Source organism: Rhizobium ecuadorense, assembly GCF_001187535.1.
Classification (GTDB): domain Bacteria; phylum Pseudomonadota; class Alphaproteobacteria; order Rhizobiales; family Rhizobiaceae; genus Rhizobium; species Rhizobium ecuadorense.
This window is the reverse complement of sequence record NZ_LFIO01000270.1, coordinates 17831-35825: the sequence shown is the minus strand read 5'-3', so window position 1 is coordinate 35825 and position 17995 is coordinate 17831. Positions and strand designations below refer to the sequence as shown.

Below are 17995 nucleotides of genomic sequence, written 5' to 3'. Positions count from 1 at the left end.
GCCGTCGCTCGCGAATTATCACTTTTGAACAACTCAGGAGACCCAGGCGATGTCTGAAGCCATCAAGCAAGTCGTTAATTTGGCCGAAGTTACGGATGTGCATGAACATCACATACCTCAGATCACCCTGAGACGTGACGTTAACCTGTTGAAGCTATTTCAACAGAGCTATGCCGCTTGGACCAGCAACGTACTGCCATCGGAGCCCAAGGCTACCCACGATGTACTATCGGCCCCGACCATGGCGACCACCTGGGAAGCCCTGGCTCCGTTTCTGGAAAACAGCAGTTCAAACGCCTTCGTTACAAATCTCGTTCGCGGAATAAGCGACCTGCACGGCTTCAGCGAGGTTGGGATCACGCGCGGAAATTGGGAGGCCGTTGATGCGTCCGTCCGATCGCGTCACAACGAAGAGACGTGGCCGAAAGAGGTGCTGAAACGCGCCGGAATCAGTAGAGTCATAACTGACTCGTACCTTGATCCGATATTCGAGCCGCGCGCGGCTTTCGGAGAAAACTACGACGCCGTGCTCCGAATCAACGCTTTTGCCTTCGGCTGGCATCCTGAATCACGAGACCACAACGGGAATTCGGGTCACGCGCTGCTAAAGCGGCTCGGCATGGAGCCGAAGACCTTTGATGATTATTGCGGCGCCATCCGCGAACTTGTCAAAGGCTGCCGCGGTCGCAATCAAGTGGCTCTCAAGAACGCCCTCGCGTATGACCGAGATCTGAATTTTGACGAGCCGAATGAGAGCCTGGCTCGGGAAGCATGGGGACAGGCTTTTCCATCCAATGCGGCTCGCAAAGCATTCGGGGACTACGTTGTAGACCTGTTTTGCAGGCTTGCAGCCGAGTTCGACCTCCCGGTTCAAACTCATCTCGGAACCGCCATCTTGAGAGGTTCACACCCGCTTCGTATCGCCGGGCTGATCGAGCGTCATCCCAAGACGCGCTTCTTGCTCATGCATCTTGCATATCCATGGAGCCGTGACCTCCTCGGAATGGCGTTTGTTTATAGGAATGTCTGGCTGGATTTGTGCTGGTCCTTCTTATTGAGCCCCTCCCATTTCAAACTCGCCTTGCATGAAGCTATCGAAGTGTTGCCAGACAACTCGCGGATGATGATCGGTGGCGATTGTCAGCATGTCGAAGAGTCTTACGCCGCAATAACGTTTGCGCGTCAGCTCATCGGTGACGTTTTGCAGGAAAAGGCGGCGAGCAGGTACTTCCGATCGGGAAACGCCGAGCGTTTGGCAGTACAAATACTCGGCGAAAATGCAAAGCGGTTCTTCGGACTGACTTGATTGATGTGATGCATGCTGTTGCGAAGCCGGCAGCGTATCTCAGTCGAAGAACGGCATTCGATGAATAGGCGTGACTTATTGATGGGGTCTTGAGTGCTGCAAGTCCTATTCCGCCATGTCGCACCCGCCCATCGTCTCGACAATCATACCAGGGCATCTCACACGTTTCGAAATTACCGGGAAAGTAACATGGACACATTGATTGTCGCACTCTTTGAAATTCTAAGCTTCGGCGCCATCGTGGTTCTGGTCGTGCTCGGCCTCGGGATCATCGCCAGCATGATGGGCGTGTTCAATTTTGCACAAGGAGAGTTTGTCCTTCTCGGTGCCTATGTGACCTATCTGGCATATAGCATGGGCCTTCCAGTCACACTGGGCATGGTAGCCGCCCCGTTCGTGGTCGGCGCTTTGGGGTTTGTCCTGGAGAAATTGGTGGTCCGCAGATTCTACGCTGCTCCGATCGTCGCGATGCTTGGCACGTATGCTCTTGGGTTGATTATCCGCGAAGTGGTGCGAGGACTAATTGGCGGCCTCTATCTATCAGTCCCTGAGCCGATTGGAGGCTCCTTCACCATTGGGCCTCTGCATTTTGCAGTCTGGCGCTGCGTTATTGTCATTCTAACACTGGTAGTCATGGCCGGCAGTTACGCACTATTAGCCTACACATCGTTTGGGCTACGCATCAGAGCTTCTCTCGAAAACCCGTCGCTGGCCCGGGCGTCCGGAATATCTAGTGGTGCGATATACAGCATAACCTTCGCCTTTGGAGCTGCCTTGGCTGGTCTCGCTGGTGCGTTGATTGTACCGGTTTTTTCACTCTTCGCCGACCTCGGTATTCGATTCCTGATCCAAGGGTTCGTTGCCGTCATGGTTGGCGGCGTCGGGTCATTTGCAGGTCCCGTTGCTGGTGCCGGCGTGATTGGTACTCTCAGTGCCGCACTGCCCTGGGTGATGACACCCGTGATTGCCGACGTCCTTGTGTTCGTCCTGGCCATTATCTTCGTCAAATTCCGCCCGCGGGGCCTGATTTCGGGGCGGGGCGTTTGAGTTTTTCAAGAGTGGGCAACACGAGAACGCCTCTCATCGCTTGGCTGGAAATATTGCGACGCATTTATGGACGCGCAATGCGGGCCGGTGATGCAAGATGGCCGGGATCGGGCACCCTTCGGCAGTCTGTCTATCCATCCTGCAGCCCTTGCGCAATTTTACCCAAGTCGCTCGAAGTTTGGCCGACTTGAAGAAAAAGTGGCGGGTAGATTCTTACCGAGTTGGCCTCGGAGGAGGGCAGCGCTGAGACGTAAGTGGTGCTTCCCGCGTGCGGTTGGGCAACCGCGACAAGAGGCAATGCCTCACGGTCAGATGCGGCAGAAGGCTTTTCCATTTGGGGGCGCACGCTGATCGTGATCTCGTTGACTTAGTATGCTGCTTCTAAGGGACGCGCTTTAGGCCAAGTCGTAGATTTTGGGGAGAAGGTCGAATGCGGCACGTATTCAATACAAGGTTCCATTGGACCATTAGCAGGAAGATTCCAACGCTGATGGTCGGCATAGCGGTCTTGTCTTGCAGTGTTGTTGCAACCTTTGCCGGTGTCACCTCCTTCTCCGCGGCTAGAGATCTCATTGGAAAGCATCTCGAATACATAGCCACCACGAAACGCGAAGCAGTCGCATCGAAGTTGAGCAATATGAATCTTGAGATCGAAGCACTGGCTGCCAATCCCGGGTTGGTCCAACTCTTCGACGACACCAACAACGGCCTGAGGATGCTGCCTGCGGAAATCGTGTCCGGCCTCTCTAAAAGAAAAGAGGCGGGCCAGAGCATTTCAGACGGCGCGCCGGACAAGGCAAAATACTTTCTGACCAATTACGCAAAGCTCGATCAGTGGCTAAGGCAATTCAGCAATGAACACGGATATGATGGAATCTCCCTCGTCAATAATAACGGGGACCTCGTTTATAGCTTGGGACTTGAGCCCTTAGGACCGCTGACTGCGGACGCTGCAATCAGGCGCCTCATCGGGTCATCCCAGGGTGACAAGGGTGTCACGGCGACCAGCTTCACTGCACCTACGGCGAGAAAGGCCGGGCAGGCGTTTTTCACTGTGAGCATTGCAGGTGCTTTCAGCCCCGACGAGCGAAGAGAGCCGCTTCCACTGTTTGCCGCTGCATCGGCGCGGGAAGAGGCCACCGTCGCTGAAATCGACGAGCCGGTCGTGACGCTCAGACCGATGACGTCAGGCGGTGAAGTGGTTGCCGACTATAGCCATGTCGGGCTGACACTGCGCGATCATCCGCTGTCGTTTCTGCGGACGGATCTCGCCCGCCGCCGCATCGTCACTTGCATGGACGCTATGCAGGCGCGCGATGGCAAATGGCTCGAAGCGGCCGGCCTCGTGCTCGTGCGCCAGCGTCCGGGTTCGGCCAAGGGAGTGCTCTTCGTGACCATCGAGGACGAAACCGGGATCGCCAATCTCGTGGTCTGGGCAAAAGTCTTCGAGAAGTACCGCCGTGTCGTGCTCGGCGCGGGCATGCTCGGCGTCTATGGCCGCATCCAGCGCGAGGGTGATGTGGTTCATCTGGTCGCCCATCGCCTGGCCGATCTCTCGGGCGAATTGGCGAGCGTCGGTGAGCGCGATGGTACGTTTCCGCTGCCGCATGGACGCGGCGACGAATTTCATCATGGGGCGCCGCGGCCCGATCCGCGTGGGCTGCCGAAGGGGCCGCGGCCGCGCGATATAGTCGATCCTTATCTTCATCTCGACGAGATCAGGGTGAAGACGCGGGATTTCAAATAGAGTGAAATTGAAGGATCGCCGATTCGATTCCGTTCAAGGCGAGCTGCGACCACTGGAAAATGCCTCAGCACACGTACAATCAGGGGCCAGAACAAGAGCAGTCCGAAATCGTACGCGGCCTTTATCAACCAAAGACAGCCACGGCAGATTTGATAGTGATGCCGCCGTCGGGGCTTCGGCGCATTTGACGGCCAGTAGCAGCACGGAACACCTGGAGTAACTGCAGTGCGGGCGGCACGCGTGACCAAAGGGTTCTCATGCTTTCCTTGCCGCTTCTGCTCTTTCGCACGGCTTGGCCGGTGACAATACGCTGGGACCAACGGAAGCCGATTTCATGGAAATAGAGGTCGGCAAGTTCTGGGCTGATGTGATGAAAAACACCTGCGATGGTTCGCCGAACTCGAGCGTTGAACCCTTCAACTGAATTGACGTGGAGGGAATCCCCGACATATTCGCGACTGGAGTGATTGACCGTCTCGTGTGCGGCAAAGCTTTCGCCTATAGCCACGAACGCCTTAGCCTCGTCACTCATCAAGTGCGCATGCAGCTCAACTTGTGTTGTCATTGCGTTCACGGCAGCACGCAATGAAAGGCCGGTCACGACAGCGGCGCGGGCATCACCCGCTTTCGACCCGGGAGTGACGTCTGCCGGCCGCTGCACGATCCCCACGACTGGCGTCTTTTCCGTTTTTGTCTGCCCCTTGCGGCCTCGCCCCGGTGGCGACCCATCAGGCTGCTTTCTTGGCCTTCCACCAAGATAGAAATGGTCAACTTCCACCGTGCCATCGAGCATGTGCTCGCGCGCTACCATGAGGCGCAGCGCGTGACCGATCCGCCAGGCGGTCGGTTGGCTCACCCCGAGTGTCTCGGCGAGACGGATCGAGGACAAGCCTTTGTCCGATTGCAGCAACAGCCAAATCGCCTTGAGCCATGTGCGCAAGGGGAGTTTCGTGGCATGCAGAGGGGTGTGCGTTGTCACCGTGAACTGGAAACGGCAATCACTGCTGGAGCATTGATAGAGACCCGGACGCGCACGGCGCTTGCCTACGTCTCGACCAGCTATCGCGATCGAGTGTTTGTAACCACAGGCCGGGCAGATCCTACCATTCGGCCACACCATGCTCTCCAGCAAACGACGGCAATGCTCTTCGTCTCGGAATGCGGCAATCATGTCTTCAACTGTTCGAATATTGGAAAGCGTTGCCACTATCATTTCAGACATAATCGTCACCTCCGGAGCGGACCGGAGAATCGCACGGAAGATGCTATACTACAAGGACTTTGCTGTCTTTGGTTGATAAAGGCCGCGTACGATTTCGGACTGCTCTTGTTCTGACCCCATCGAGCGGAAACCCATCGCATCATCTATGACGAACTGTGTCGCGATGTTGTTCGCGAGGAAAGTCGCTTGACCTATGAACTGATTGCGCGGCGACTGATCGATAGAGGCTGCGACTGCCTTATCCTTGGTTGTACGGAGGTGGGCATGCTGCTGAACCAGGATAATGTGGGCGTTCAAGTCTTCGATACGACCCTGGTTCATTGCAAAGCCGCCCTTCAAGCCGCTTTGCAATGACTCGCTGCCCATCCTGACTGTGCGATCGGCTTACGAGAACGCGCCGGAGCTATGGTCAAACCTGGCGCAGCCCGGCGTTTACGCCACCGCGGCGCTATTCACGTGGCTTGTTTCGCGTCGTTGGGCCGGCCGCTCGATGGTAAGGACCGAAAGCGCGATTGCCGACGGCGATGCTCTCTTCAATTCGATCCGACAAGCACGGCAGGAGGATACAGTCGGCATGCGCGGTCGGAGCGACCTTCTGCAGGGAAAGCAAGCCGCGAAAAGCCATCACAATTTCGACGAGGGAGAATTCAAGAAATTTTGCTATTGACGTTCTGCCTACTAGAAGGTAGACAGGCTTCATGAGCAATCTTTCAACCACCTCCGACGAAATCCTGGCCTCCGCCCGAAACCTGATCATCTGTGGAGGCTATAACGGCTTCAGCTATGCCGACATCTCGGAAGTGGTCGGAATCCGCAAAGCCAGCATCCACCACCATTTCCCCAGCAAGATCGATCTGGTGCGTGAACTGGTCAAACGCTATCGCGAAGACGGCCAGGCGAGTATAGCGGCCCTTGAACAGAGCGTTCCAGATGCGCTGGACATCCTCAGGGTCTATGCAAACCACTGGGCCAAATGCATCGAGGATGCGAGCAGACCGTATTGCGTGTGCGCTATGCTTGCGAGCGAGTTGCCGTCTCTGCCGCCGGAAGTCGCAAAGGAGGTGACGGCATTCTTTCGCTTCATTTCGTCGTGGCTTACGAGGGTGATGGAGCGTGGCTCCAGGCAAGGCGCTCTGAACCTTTCCAGCGATCCTCATGTTGAAGCCGAAGCATTTCTGGCGACGGTGTATGGAGCAATGCTATCGGCGAGAGCCTACGGGAAACCGGAGGTGTTTGGGACGATACTGGCACCAGCTCTTGACCGACTGACTCCGATCGCCTCTCACTAATCCTGCGGTGGCTAGGCTACTCAGGTAAATTTCATTCAGCGAAACTACCAACTAGTAGGAAGACGAAAATGAAGAGCTTTTTCCCTGTCCTGGCTTTTGGCCTGACGACTATCCTTTCCGTATCAACCGTTGCGGCGCCCGCCCGTGCCGAAGAAAAGAAAGCAGCGCCAATCCACGTCCGCGGCAGCATCGTCACCTATGCCGGATCCACGCTCAAGGTGAAGACTCGCGAGGGCGAGACGGTGGATGTCGCACTTGCCGATGACTGGAAGGTCGCAAGCGTCGCAGATGCCAAGGTAACCGACATCAAGCCGGGTGATTTCGTCGGCATTGCATCCTTGCCGAACGCCGGGGGTGGCGATGGCGCGCTCGAAGTCTTGATCTTCCCGCCGGCGATGAAGGGCCTCGGCGAAGGCAGCTACGGCTGGGATCTGAAGCCCGACAGCAGCATGACCAATGCGACGGTCGCAGATGCGGTCAAGGGCGTCGATGGCCGGACCGTAACCGTGACCTATCATGGCAAGGAAAAGAAGATCGCCATTCCGGATGGGACACCCGTCGTGACCATCGCTGGTGCAACCAAGGACGATCTCGTTCCCGGTGCTGTTGTCTTCATCACTGCCGAAAAGGCGGCGACGGGCCCCATCGCCCATCAGGTCGTCGTCGGCCAGAATGGCGTGGTTCCGCCCATGTAAGCCACGTCGTCACTGGTCGGAGCAGCCGCCCCACTGCTTCGGCCAGCAAATCAAGATCGATGCTGCTTGATCTGCAGCCGTGAGATGTCACAGACCAGAGACGCTGAGATGAGCGAAAACGCCTCCAATCACAATGTTCAATATCCTCGCACGATCTTCATCCGCCGCCACTCCGTCGTGACCCGGCTGACGCACTGGCTGAACGTGCTCTGCCTGAGCTTCCTTCTCTTGAGCGGATTGCAGATATTCAATGCCCACCCCGAGCTCTACTGGGGCAATTATGGCGCGGACGGCGATCCTGTGGTGCTCACGGTCGGCTCTAAGGACGAAGGCGGCAAGCCAAGTGGCTTCGTGCATTTCGCGGGGCTGCAGGTACCAACGACCGGCGTCTTCGGGGTTTCCAATGTTGATGGGGAACCGACCGCGCGAGCTTTCCCGTCCTGGGCAACCATCCCATCGTTTCAGGATCTTGCGGCTGGACGTCGCTGGCATTTCTTCTTCGCCTGGCTCTTTGTGATCAATGGCATTTTCTACCTTGGCTTCAGCCTGCTTAGCGGACATTTCCGCAAAGACTTGGCACCAAAGCACCATGAGCTTTCGCCGGGCCACCTCGGCCGTGAAATCCTCGACCACGCTCGGTTACGCTTTCCGGAAGGGAAGGAGGCCAAACATTACAATGCACTTCAAAAGCTCACCTATCTGGCGGTCATTGTCATTCTGCTGCCTATGATGGTTCTGACAGGCCTGACGATGTCACCCGGGGTTGACGCCGCTTTCCCCGCCCTCGTCGACATCTTCGGCGGACGCCAATCCGCGCGGACCATCCATTTCATTACCGCGTCGGCGCTTATCATCTTCGTCATCGTCCATGTGGCAATGGTGGTCCTGTCTGGGACCTGGAACAACATGCGCTCGATGATCACCGGACGCTACGCGATCCAGGAAAAAGGCCCACAATCATGAGCAAGCTTCTCACCCGACGCAGCTTTCTGATCGGCGGTACCCTTGGCGCCAGCGCCCTGACCCTGTCGGGCTGCGATCTGCTGGATCAGAACGCAAACGTCGCCAATGTCCTGCGCTCAGCCGAGCACCTGACCATGAAGGCCCAGAGACTACTTCAAGGTCGCGATGCCTTGGCGCGTGAGTTTGGCGAAAAGGACATTTCTCCCTCCTTCCGCGTCAATGGAACGAGTGCGCCCGACAGCGAGGAATATGCTGAGCTGTTGGAAGGCAAGTTCGAGAACTGGCGATTGAAAATCGACGGTCTTGTCGATCGGCCTAGAGAGCTTTCGCTCGCCGATCTGAAGGCGCTTCCTTCCCGCACCCAGATCACCCGCCATGACTGCGTCGAAGGCTGGAGCGCCATCGGCAAATGGACGGGCGTACCGCTCGCCAGCCTGCTGCGTCTGACTGGGCTCAAGCCGACAGCGCGTTTTGTCGTGCTGCATTGCGCCGACGAGCTCGAAAAGACACTCGATGGGAGTGGCCGTTATTATGAGAGCATCGATCTCGTTGATGCGGTTCATCCCCAAACCATCCTTGCCTACCAGATGGACGGCCAGGACCTCAGCGTCGGCCATGGCGCTCCCTTGCGTCTCAGGGTCGAGCGGCAGCTCGGCTACAAGCAGGCAAAGTACATCATGCGCATTGAATTGGTCGACAGCTTCGCCGGCCTGTGGGGCGGGAACGGCGGTTATTGGGAAGACCGCGGGTACGAATGGTACGCCGGCATCTAAGGCCATCAAATGGTGAACCATGGGATGACAGTTCATGCGCAGACGCAAAATCCAGAAAGTCATGCCGATTTCAGCGACCGCGTCTTCCCGACAGGTCGAGATCAGCCAAACAAATTCGATCCTCTCGGATCCTGACGGCCGACGGGTCGCGAGGCGGCAAGGGGCGATCAACGAGGCGTTCGAGAAACGCATGCGCTTGGAGAGCAATGAGGCCGGGGGATCCAAGGTTCCGTCTCGCGATAGCTCACAAGACATCGAGATTTCCGACGAGCCGGTCGGGAAACTCTCCGGCGAAAGCGATCGGATCGGCCGACATGAGTGGGACGAGAATACCCCCTTTGGCAAGCATGTCGGCTTCTTGTGACAGAATCCGCGTGAGCAATTTCATCAATCAAGGAAGTGGAAGAAAACAATGTCGAACAACCAGATCTCCCGTGCCGCGAGCACCAACGACCAATGGCTCAAGCAGTATTACTTTACAAGAGCGGCCTTCTCAGTGTTGTGGGTCGCGGCTGCATTGACCGCCGGACGGCATTCGTTTGCCGTTGCTGCCACCCAGCTGATCGTCTATCCGGCTTGGGATGCACTCGCAAACGTTGTCGATGCGGCCAGGAGCGGTGGCCTTGCGGCCAACCGGAGCCAGGCGATCAACGTCGCCGCGAGCTCGGTCATGACGATCGCCGTGATCATGGCGCTGACAATGAACATGAACTGTGTTCTCGGCGCTTTCGGCCTGTGGGCAATCTTTTCAGGGCTGTTGCAGCTTGGGACTGCTGTGCGGCGTTGGACAACGAGTGGCGGTCAGTGGGCGATGATTTTGAGCGGTGGCCAATCTGCTGTGGCCGGCGCGCTCTTCATCTTTCAAGCGCAGATGCCGCAGGAGCCTTCTATCTCCACGGTCGCGGGGTACGCTGGCGTCGGGGCATTCTATTTCCTGGTTTCGGCAATATGGCTGACGATCGCACTGTTGCGTCGCAGTATGCATCCCATCTCGTAAGCTCCGCCTCGCGCCAACGAAACCGCTTGGAAGATATTCAAATGACGACACATGATACAGCAGAGCAACTCGCTTCCTATCGGAGGACCATCGACAATCTGGATTCAGCTCTCCTCTGTATACTGGCTGAGCGCTTTCGCTGTACCGAGCAAGTCGGCCGCTTGAAAGCCGAGCAGGCGATGCCGGCGATCGACAATGAGCGGGAGCGACGCCAATTGGATCGACTGAGGAACATCGCCATTGATGTTGGCCTCAGTCAGCACTTTGTCGAGGGGCTGATGAAAATGATCGTGGGTGCTGTGGTGGAGCGGCACAGGGAAATTGCGGCCAAGAAGTGAAGTGTATGCCGAGCCTGTCTCCTACCGCAGCTTTTGAATGCAGTCGCCCGGCAGGGAAAATTAAATATTCTCGGGCGGCTTACTATGCGGGGGCATTCGCGACATGGTCAGATACGGTCGAGATGAACGCACGAAGACGCTGAAGACGTCTTAGGTCCCGGTGATATCCCATCCAGATGTCTCGGGCCGGCGGCGGCGTCGGCAGTTCCAGCCTGCGGATACCCGCGATCTGACTGCCGACCACGCGGGGAAGGACGGCGATCCCGACGCCTTGCCGACACATGCGCCCCTGGACGTTGCGGTTGTTTGATCGCAGGACGGGCCTCGCGTTGGGGAAACTCTCGATGAGCCAGGCGATATCGGGGAACTGCCCGGTCGATGTATCGTGGGTGATCAGCCGGAAACCAGTCCCGTCGCCATATTTCGGATCAGGCGACTCCTCGGCGATGTAGACGCCGTATTCGAGCTTGAAAAGCCGCCGCTGAACCACATCCGCAGTGTTGAAGGGAACGATACGAAACGCGATGTCGGCCTCACGCTGGGCCAAGTTGAACTGACGTGTACCGGTCAGGATCTCGACGTCGACATTGGGGTACGCGCTCGAAAAATCTGCAAGGATGGGCGGCAGGACATAGGCCCCGAACCAGTCGGCTGATGAGATGCGCAGATTGCCTTTGAGGTTTTGCTCCTGCCCCGCAAGCCTGCGCTCCATGGCCAGCGCGCCTTCTTCCATCTGCTCTGCCAACGCGATGATTCCATGGCCCTCTTCGGTCAGGACAAGACCGTCCGCGGTCCGCTGGAAGAGTGTGTGGCCGATCGCCTCCTCAAGGGCACGCAGCCGTCTGCCGACGGTCGGATGGCTCGTCTGAAGAGAGCGCGCAGCGCCGCCGAGCGTACCAGATCGCGCAATAGCAAGGAAGATTTTCACGTCACTCCATTCCACGGCCCCACCCTTACAAAAATGAACATCGAAATTACAATTCTGTCACTTCAAGTACAAATATAAACGTCTAGATTCAAGTGATCATCTGAAAACAAGCTGAGAAACGTCATGAAAACATGGTTCATCACAGGCTGCTCGAGCGGCTTCGGACAACGGCTCGCGATCGCTGCAGCACAGCGCGGCGATCGGGTCATCGCAACGGCCCGCAATGTCAAAACGATCGAAGAAATGGCTCAGCCATTCGAGGGGCGCATGATCACGTTGCCGCTCGACGTGACGGATGCGGCGGCGGCCAATGCCGCGGTCGCAAAGGCGGTCGAGACATTTGGAGGTTTTGACGTGCTGGTGAACAATGCCGGCTACGGACTGTTTGGCTCGCTCGAGGAAGGCACGCCCGAAGAATATCGACCGATGTTCGAGGTGAACGTTTTTGGTCTTATCGAAACCACCAGGGCAGCCTTGCCTGCCCTGCGAAGTTCGGGCGGAGTGATCGTCAACATGTCGTCTGGCGCAGGGATCGCGGGGAGCGGCGGCGCAGCATATTACAATGCAGCCAAGTTTGCAGTTGAAGGGGTTTCCGAAGCGCTCTGCGGCGAGCTGAAGCCGTTCGGCATCCGCGTGCTGATCGTCGAGCCTGGGCCGTTTCGCACCGATTTCCTTGGCCGTTCGATCACGATGGCAGCCAACGAGATGCCGGAGTATGCCGCGACCTCGCGCAGGCACTATCGCGAAACCAACAACGGCAATCAAGCGGGTGATCCCGACAAGGCGGTTGCTGTGATCCTGCAGGCGGTTGACGCCGATGAAGCCCCGCTTCATCTGCCGCTCGGTCCGGTCGCGCATTCGATCGCTGAGCGAAAGCTGGCTTCCTTCCGCAGCGATATCGATACCTGGCGCGACATCTCGATCGCCACCGATTTCGACCAGCCCTAAGCGCTGGCCGTCAGCTCTGTTTGAACGCAACATCGACTGGAAAGGTCATTATGATCGCGAAGTTGAAAGGTTTTACCCAACAAATGGTGCCGGTGAATGGCATCAGGATCAACGCCGTTACGGGCGGCTCTGGCCCACCGATCCTTCTGCTTCACGGCTGGCCGGAAACCTGGTGGGAATGGCACCATGTGATGCCGCTGCTGGCCGAGCAATTCAGCGTGGTGGCGATTGATCTACGCGGTGCGGGTTTCTCCGACTGCCCGCTTGACGGCTACGACAAGGCGACGATGGCGGGAGACGCGCACGAGGTCATGCTTGCCCTCGGACATCAACGCTACGCCGTATGCGGCCATGACATTGGCGGCATGGTGGCATTGCCGCAGGCGGCCATCTATCGGGACGTGGTTACTCACCTAGCCGTCCTCGATGTCCCGCTTCCCGGATGGAGCCAGTGGGAGGCGACAACCGCCAAGATCTGGCACTTCGCCTTCCACATGAACCGCGACCTGCCGGAGCGCCTGATCCATGGCCGTGAGTATGACTATATCTCGGCCTTCATGGCTGAACGGTTCTACGATCACAGCACCTTCGATCCTGAAGACATTGAGATCTACGCGAAGGCAATGGCACTTCCCGGGCGCACTCGTGGTGGCATGGAATGGTATCGCATCTTGACCGCTGACCATGCGGCCGCACTCGAGTACAAAAAACAACCGCTCGAGATACCCGTTCTAGGTCTCGGCGGGGAGCAGCGCTTTGGCGCGCATATGGTTCCGATGCTTCAAGAATTCGCCATAAATGTAACCGGCGGCTCGATTGCCCGCTGCAGTCACTATGTGGCGGACGAGCGCCCGGATGAAGTGGCCGCTGCTCTCATCGATTTCCTCAAGCCCAAGTGAAACTCTGCGATCCGGGTGAATTGCGCCCGTTTGCGCTCATCGATTCAACACGAAAGGAAAAACTGTCATGACTGCACCTGCCATTCGCGGCGTCAACCATATCGGCATCACGGTGCCCGACATCGAGGCAGCAAAATCGTTCCTGGTGGAAGCATTCGGCGGCCAGGTGATCTACCAATCGTTCGGGCCGCAGGATCCGCCTCGGCAGGGACCCGAGTTCGAGCTGGCCACTGGCGCTTTCCCGGGAACGGTCGTGCGTGCCCAGGCGATGGTCAAGATCGGAACCGGACCCGACGTCGAGCTTTTCGAAATGCATGGCCCTAAACAAGCGCAGCCGGTTACACCGAGCGACTTCGGCATTACGCACTTCGGTGTCTACACCGACGACATTTACGCTTCGGTTGAGCGCTTTGAGAAGGCCGGCGGAACAGCCCTTACGGCGCCACGCGATATTCCCTATGCAACCGAAAAAGGGAATGGAAACAAGGTCTGCTATTGCCGCACGCCGTGGGGCACGATGATTGAGTTTATCACAACGCCCGACCGCATGGCCTATCACGACCAAACGGATCTGCGCAGGTGGCAGGACGAGGAATGAGCGTGAGCTTTCACACCACGTTATCCCACCGCAGCCTCCTGTCGCTTTCGGCGATGGCTGCGGCCTCCGCCCTGGCAGGGTGCGCCTCCACCGCTGGCACCGGCTGGATGGTGGGGCAACAGTCGACGCCGCTCCCGGATCCGATCGGCCCTGTCCACATCGCACCTGCGCCGACAGACGCCGAACTGGCCGTCATGTATGGCCCGATCCAGGATGGCGGCTTTCTGATCCCGGCGGTTCCCTACAAGCAGATCGATCCACGCTACTATCGCCAGCAGGTCCTCGACCCGACTGGCGAGGCGCCGGGCACCATTGTCGTCGACACCCCTTCGCGCTTCCTCTATCTCGTCCAGCCAGGCGGAACCGCGATGCGCTATGGTGTAGGCATCGGCCGCGAGGGCTTTGCCTGGCAGGGCGACGGCGTCATTCAATCGCGTCAGAAGTGGCCGCGCTGGAAGCCGCCGAACGAGATGGTAGCGCGTCAGCCGGAACTGGCGAAGTATTCAATCGAGAATGGCGGCATGGAGCCGGGCCTGAAGAACCCACTCGGCGCCCGTGCACTCTACATCTTCTCAGGCGGCCAAGACACGCTCTACCGTTTGCACGGTAATCCGGAATGGCGCTCGATCGGCAAGGCCGTTCGGCCGGCTGCGTGCGCCTGATGAACCAGGACATTATCGACCTCTACGAGCGCGTGCCGATTAAGGCGCCGATCGTCGTCAAACAGTGAGCATCACCTTCGCCTCTCCCTCTCAGGGTCGCGATAAGTCTATCAGGCGAGATCAGACCTGACACATCCGAAACAGAAAACTCAAGGAAGAATTGACCATGTCCATTTTAGATAAAGCAGCTGTTGGCCTTACGGCCGTGTTCTTATCGTCTGCCACCGTGACAGCGCCAGCCTTAGCCGACGCGCGCAATATCGTGCTGGTCCATGGTGCGCTCGTGGATGGTGCGGGCTGGCGGGGTGTTTATGACGTTCTGACCCGCGACGGCTACAATGTCAGCATTGTCCAGCAGCCACTGACAAGCCTGGATCAGGACGTCGCAGCCACGAAAAGCGTGCTTGATCAGCAGGACGGCAACGTCGTTATCGTGGGTCACAGCTATGGTGGCACGATCATCACGGCAGCAGGTGCTGATCCCAAGGTCAAGGCACTTGTCTATGTCGCAGCGCTTCAACCGGAACAGGGAGAAAGCACCGCACAACTGCTCCAGTCGATGCCCTCACCGACCAATGATATCAAGCCGACCAAAGATGGCTCCCTGCTTATCGACCCGGCAAAGTTCGCGGCTGACTTCGGCGCGGATCTGCCCAAGGAACAAGCCGAGTTCATGGCCCGGTCTCAGATGCCCGTCGCCGTTGCTGCCACCAGTGCGCAGGTTTCTGTTGCCGCTTGGCACGACAAACCCAGCTTCGGAATAGTCGCCAAGAACGACAAGACGATCAATCCGGACCTCGAGCGCTGGATGTACAAGCGCTCTGGTTCAACCGTCACCGAGATCGAGGGCAGCCACGCTATCTACATCTCGCAGGCCGCTACAGTCGCAAAGGTTATCGAGGAAGCAGCCAAAGCTGCTAAGTAGCTGCGGCATAGCATTCTGCATAAGGCGCTTGTCTCGATAAACTTGCTAGCGGCGTCCCGTCTGGGAACGTGACTCAGCGATTTTGAGACATGTACCTGGAGCTTGGGAAGAGCCTTCCAAAACGCAGCCGTCTCTGGCTTAACGAAGAAGAGCGTCATCGGCCAAGTTGGCCTGACACCTTGTGAGGTTCGTCACCGTTTTGAGCCGCGTGATGAACCTCTTCGACTTCAACTGCAAATATGCAAATGTCATCCCGGCGGGCGAAGTGAAAGATTATCTGACATCGCTGGCCATTCGTACTGACTTACCCAGCGGGCTCTTGAGATTTTCTCGCGACGCATGTTCCAGCGCCGCTAGCAAGCAGACCAGAGATTACGAGGACCACTATGGATCGAGAGATCATCATACCCGACGAGATGCAGGAGATCGTCAGCCGCGCAGGCTATGCTCCCGCGGTTAAAGTCGGAGACACAATTTACGTCGTTGGCCAAGTTGGACGGACAAAGGATCTCAAGGTTATTCACGATCCGTCAGAGCAATTCAGGGCTATGTGGGACAACCTACGAATCGTCCTCGAAGCCGCTCATTGCACGTTCGATGACATCGTGGAAATGACAAGCTATCACGTGAAAATGTCCAAGCACATGGACGTGTTTCGGACGGTTAAAAACGAGGTGTTTTCGAAGGGAACCTACGCTTGGACTCGGATAGGTGTCTCTGAGCTCGCACACCCAGGACTCCTCGCTGAAGTGAAATGTGTTGCCGTAAAGCGATAATGGAACCTATGTGTCGCGAACGAATCTTTTCACGCTGAGCATAAAAGATACAGCAAATTAGATTAGTGTATCGGAGGCGGTGGACTTTGGTTCGATTCCCTTCAAGGCGAACGAACTTGGAAACTGCATGATGTCCATAATCACTTTCCGAGTGCCTTCAGCCGAGCTCGCAGTTCTGCATTCTCTGCTTCCAGTTTGGCCAAGCGCTCTCGCAACGGCGTTACCGCCGTCTCAACTTCCTGTTCGGTGTAGCGAGGCGTGATGTGCTGAGGACAATTCCAGTCGAACGCCTCCAGCCTCAGCCGGAAAATCCGCTCCGCCTTTGCGCGGTAGCCGGCGTCGAAAACAAGATCTGTCAGCGAGGGATCGGCATCGAGTGTCAGCTTCTCGACATGCATGTAGATCTTGAGACGCGCTCTGCGGGGATAATCGACCAGGAAGAGGCAGGCCCGGTCGTTTGCGGCAAAGTTTCCGGTGCTGATGTACTGACGGTTCCCCCTGTAATCGGCGAACACCAGGGTTTTCCGGTCGACGGCTTTTAAAAAGCCTGCAGGCCCACCGCGGTGCTGCACATAAGGCCAACCGGTTTCCGACACAGAGGCAATGTAGAAACTGTCCCTTGCGGCAATGAAGGCAAGCTCGCTCTCGGTGAAACTATCCGACTCGCGATGGTGAGCACCCAACCAGATCTGATCTGCACCCATTTCCGCCTGTGCCAGCCGTACATTCGGGGTGATTGCAACGTCCAGAAAGTGGTAGGGCATGGTGATCTCCAAAAATCGGAACAGTGGTCTCGCTCTACTGCGGTGCGACCTCGGCTTGGCGGAACCTCGGTCGCACCGCCGGCAACCATGATGATGGTCACTTCTTTGCGACGTTGCGATCAAGAAAATCATCGATGAGCGGAGCAGCGACGTCGAGCTTTTCCTCGAGAAGGAAGTGACCCGAGTTCAGGATGTGAATCTCTGCATTCGGAAGATCCTTGAGATAAGGATGAGCGCCGGCCTCAGGAAAGATATAGTCGTTCTTGCCCCAGACGATCAGCGTGGGCGGTTTGTGCTCGCGAAAGAAGCTTTGAAAGTCAGGGTAGAGCGGCACATTGGTGCGGTAGTCATACAACATGTCGAGCTGTATGTCCTTGTTGCCCGGGCGGTCCAGGAGAGCCTGGTCATGAACCCAGTTGTCGGGACTGATGCGCGACACGTCTTCCATGCCGTCGGTATACTGGAATTTGGTCGTTTCAAGGGTGACGAGGCCGGACAGCGCCGCGCGGCTCTTGTCTGATCCGTCGGACCAGTAGGTCTTGATCGGATCCCAGAACTCCTTCAGCCCTTCTTCATAGGCGTTGCCGTTCTGGATGATCAGGCCGCTGACCCGTTCCGGATGTTTCAGCGCCAGGCGATAGCCGACAGGCGCGCCGTAATCCATGACGTACATCGCGTAGCTCTTGGCCTCCAGATGAAGCATCAGCTTATCGACGATGTCGGCAGCCCCGGCAAACGTATAGGCGTAGGTGCCGCGCTCGGGAGCGGCGCTCTGCCCGTATCCCGGATAATCGGGTGCGATGACATGGTACCGGTCCGCAAGAAGCGGGATCAGATTTCGGAACATATGGGAGGACGTCGGAAAGCCGTGGAGCAACAGCACGACGGGTGCGTCGGCCGGACCGGCTTCCCGGTAGAAGATGTCGAGGCCGTCGATTTTTGCGGTGCGGTAGTGGACGGGAGCCGGAGCTTGGCGATCTTCGGCCGTGGCGTGCGCGGGAACCGCGCTTGCGATTGTCGTGGCAGTCATGCTGGCGGCAGCCAACATCAGACATATGATCAAACGACGCATGATGGTCTCCCAATGATCGAGATGAATAAGATTTGGCGCCGAGTGG

At 57.5% G+C, this 17995-nt stretch carries 19 protein-coding genes and 2 pseudogenes; 16 read left to right on the top strand and 5 right to left on the bottom strand.

The window, feature by feature from the left end:
* Nucleotides 1-49 precede the first annotated feature (49 nt).
* From AF337_RS06060 to AF337_RS06050, 3 genes and pseudogenes are all read left to right on the top strand, one after another.
* Nucleotides 50-1306 (top strand): amidohydrolase family protein, encoded by a 1257-nt coding sequence (locus tag AF337_RS06060; protein ID WP_049731412.1) that lies wholly within the window; start codon nucleotides 50-52, stop codon nucleotides 1304-1306.
* Between the two features lie 189 nt (nucleotides 1307-1495).
* Nucleotides 1496-2353, top strand: a complete 858-nt coding sequence (locus AF337_RS06055; RefSeq protein ID WP_049731411.1) for a branched-chain amino acid ABC transporter permease — start codon at nucleotides 1496-1498, stop codon at nucleotides 2351-2353.
* Nucleotides 2354-3440: 1087 nt separating this feature from the next.
* Nucleotides 3441-4100 (top strand): annotated as a pseudogene (locus tag AF337_RS06050) (OB-fold nucleic acid binding domain-containing protein); the annotation flags it as partial.
* A gap of 124 nt (nucleotides 4101-4224) precedes the next feature.
* Here AF337_RS06050 and AF337_RS06045 read toward each other — a convergent pair.
* Together AF337_RS06045 and AF337_RS46455 are read right to left on the bottom strand one after the other, a co-directional pair.
* Nucleotides 4225-5322 (bottom strand): IS1595 family transposase, encoded by a 1098-nt coding sequence (locus AF337_RS06045; protein WP_049731410.1) that lies wholly within the window; start codon nucleotides 5320-5322, stop codon nucleotides 4225-4227.
* A gap of 48 nt (nucleotides 5323-5370) precedes the next feature.
* Entirely contained in the window at nucleotides 5371-5688 is a 318-nt protein-coding gene (locus tag AF337_RS46455; RefSeq protein ID WP_425287881.1) for a hypothetical protein, read from the bottom strand.
* A 332-nt stretch (nucleotides 5689-6020) separates the two neighbouring features.
* Here AF337_RS46455 and AF337_RS06030 point away from each other — a divergent pair, with 332 nt between their 5' ends.
* From AF337_RS06030 to AF337_RS06000, 7 genes are all read left to right on the top strand, one after another.
* Nucleotides 6021-6611 (top strand): TetR/AcrR family transcriptional regulator, encoded by a 591-nt coding sequence (locus AF337_RS06030; protein ID WP_049731407.1) that lies wholly within the window; start codon nucleotides 6021-6023, stop codon nucleotides 6609-6611.
* A gap of 68 nt (nucleotides 6612-6679) precedes the next feature.
* On the top strand, nucleotides 6680-7306 hold the full coding sequence (locus tag AF337_RS06025; RefSeq protein ID WP_049731406.1) for a hypothetical protein: 627 nt from the start codon (nucleotides 6680-6682) through the stop codon (nucleotides 7304-7306).
* 108 nt (nucleotides 7307-7414) lie between these two features.
* Nucleotides 7415-8269, top strand: coding sequence for a cytochrome b/b6 domain-containing protein (locus tag AF337_RS06020; protein WP_049731405.1), 855 nt, complete (start codon nucleotides 7415-7417; stop codon nucleotides 8267-8269).
* Nucleotides 8266-9042: a molybdopterin-binding protein gene (locus tag AF337_RS06015; RefSeq protein WP_049731404.1), complete on the top strand. Its 777-nt coding sequence runs from the start codon at nucleotides 8266-8268 to the stop codon at nucleotides 9040-9042. The genes AF337_RS06020 and AF337_RS06015 overlap by 4 nt, the downstream gene beginning before the upstream one ends.
* A gap of 34 nt (nucleotides 9043-9076) precedes the next feature.
* Nucleotides 9077-9406 carry a hypothetical protein gene (locus AF337_RS06010; protein WP_049731403.1) on the top strand — a complete coding sequence of 110 codons (330 nt, stop codon included), beginning with the start codon at nucleotides 9077-9079 and terminating at the stop codon, nucleotides 9404-9406.
* A 48-nt stretch (nucleotides 9407-9454) separates the two neighbouring features.
* The gene (locus AF337_RS06005; RefSeq protein WP_049731402.1) at nucleotides 9455-10039 is read left to right on the top strand and encodes a hypothetical protein; all 585 of its coding nucleotides are present in this window, start codon (nucleotides 9455-9457) and stop codon (nucleotides 10037-10039) included.
* A gap of 41 nt (nucleotides 10040-10080) precedes the next feature.
* Entirely contained in the window at nucleotides 10081-10377 is a 297-nt protein-coding gene (locus AF337_RS06000; protein WP_049731401.1) for a chorismate mutase, read from the top strand.
* 82 nt (nucleotides 10378-10459) lie between these two features.
* Here the strand turns inward: AF337_RS06000 and AF337_RS05995 are convergent, their stop codons facing one another.
* The gene (locus AF337_RS05995; protein ID WP_049731400.1) at nucleotides 10460-11320 is read right to left on the bottom strand and encodes a LysR family transcriptional regulator; all 861 of its coding nucleotides are present in this window, start codon (nucleotides 11318-11320) and stop codon (nucleotides 10460-10462) included.
* 108 nt (nucleotides 11321-11428) lie between these two features.
* On the opposite strand from AF337_RS05995, the gene AF337_RS05990 reads away from it, so the two are divergent.
* From AF337_RS05990 to AF337_RS05965, 6 genes and pseudogenes are all read left to right on the top strand, one after another.
* Nucleotides 11429-12253, top strand: coding sequence for an oxidoreductase (locus AF337_RS05990; RefSeq protein WP_049731399.1), 825 nt, complete (start codon nucleotides 11429-11431; stop codon nucleotides 12251-12253).
* A 50-nt stretch (nucleotides 12254-12303) separates the two neighbouring features.
* A complete protein-coding gene (locus AF337_RS05985; RefSeq protein ID WP_049731398.1) occupies nucleotides 12304-13152 on the top strand; it encodes an alpha/beta fold hydrolase in 849 nt (282 codons plus the stop codon).
* Between the two features lie 67 nt (nucleotides 13153-13219).
* Nucleotides 13220-13750, top strand: coding sequence for a VOC family protein (locus AF337_RS05980; RefSeq protein WP_049731397.1), 531 nt, complete (start codon nucleotides 13220-13222; stop codon nucleotides 13748-13750).
* Nucleotides 13747-14480, top strand: a pseudogene (locus AF337_RS05975) (L,D-transpeptidase). The gene AF337_RS05980 and the pseudogene AF337_RS05975 overlap by 4 nt, the downstream one beginning before the upstream one ends.
* Nucleotides 14481-14578: 98 nt before the next feature.
* The gene (locus AF337_RS05970) at nucleotides 14579-15337 is read left to right on the top strand and encodes an alpha/beta fold hydrolase (protein WP_049731396.1); all 759 of its coding nucleotides are present in this window, start codon (nucleotides 14579-14581) and stop codon (nucleotides 15335-15337) included.
* Between the two features lie 386 nt (nucleotides 15338-15723).
* On the top strand, nucleotides 15724-16113 hold the full coding sequence (locus tag AF337_RS05965) for a RidA family protein (RefSeq protein WP_049731395.1): 390 nt from the start codon (nucleotides 15724-15726) through the stop codon (nucleotides 16111-16113).
* Between the two features lie 140 nt (nucleotides 16114-16253).
* On the opposite strand, the gene AF337_RS05960 is transcribed toward AF337_RS05965, so the two are convergent.
* Nucleotides 16254-16877 (bottom strand): pyridoxamine 5'-phosphate oxidase family protein, encoded by a 624-nt coding sequence (locus AF337_RS05960; protein ID WP_049731394.1) that lies wholly within the window; start codon nucleotides 16875-16877, stop codon nucleotides 16254-16256.
* A 97-nt stretch (nucleotides 16878-16974) separates the two neighbouring features.
* On the bottom strand, nucleotides 16975-17949 hold the full coding sequence (locus tag AF337_RS05955; RefSeq protein ID WP_049731484.1) for an alpha/beta fold hydrolase: 975 nt from the start codon (nucleotides 17947-17949) through the stop codon (nucleotides 16975-16977).
* Nucleotides 17950-17995 lie beyond the last annotated feature (46 nt).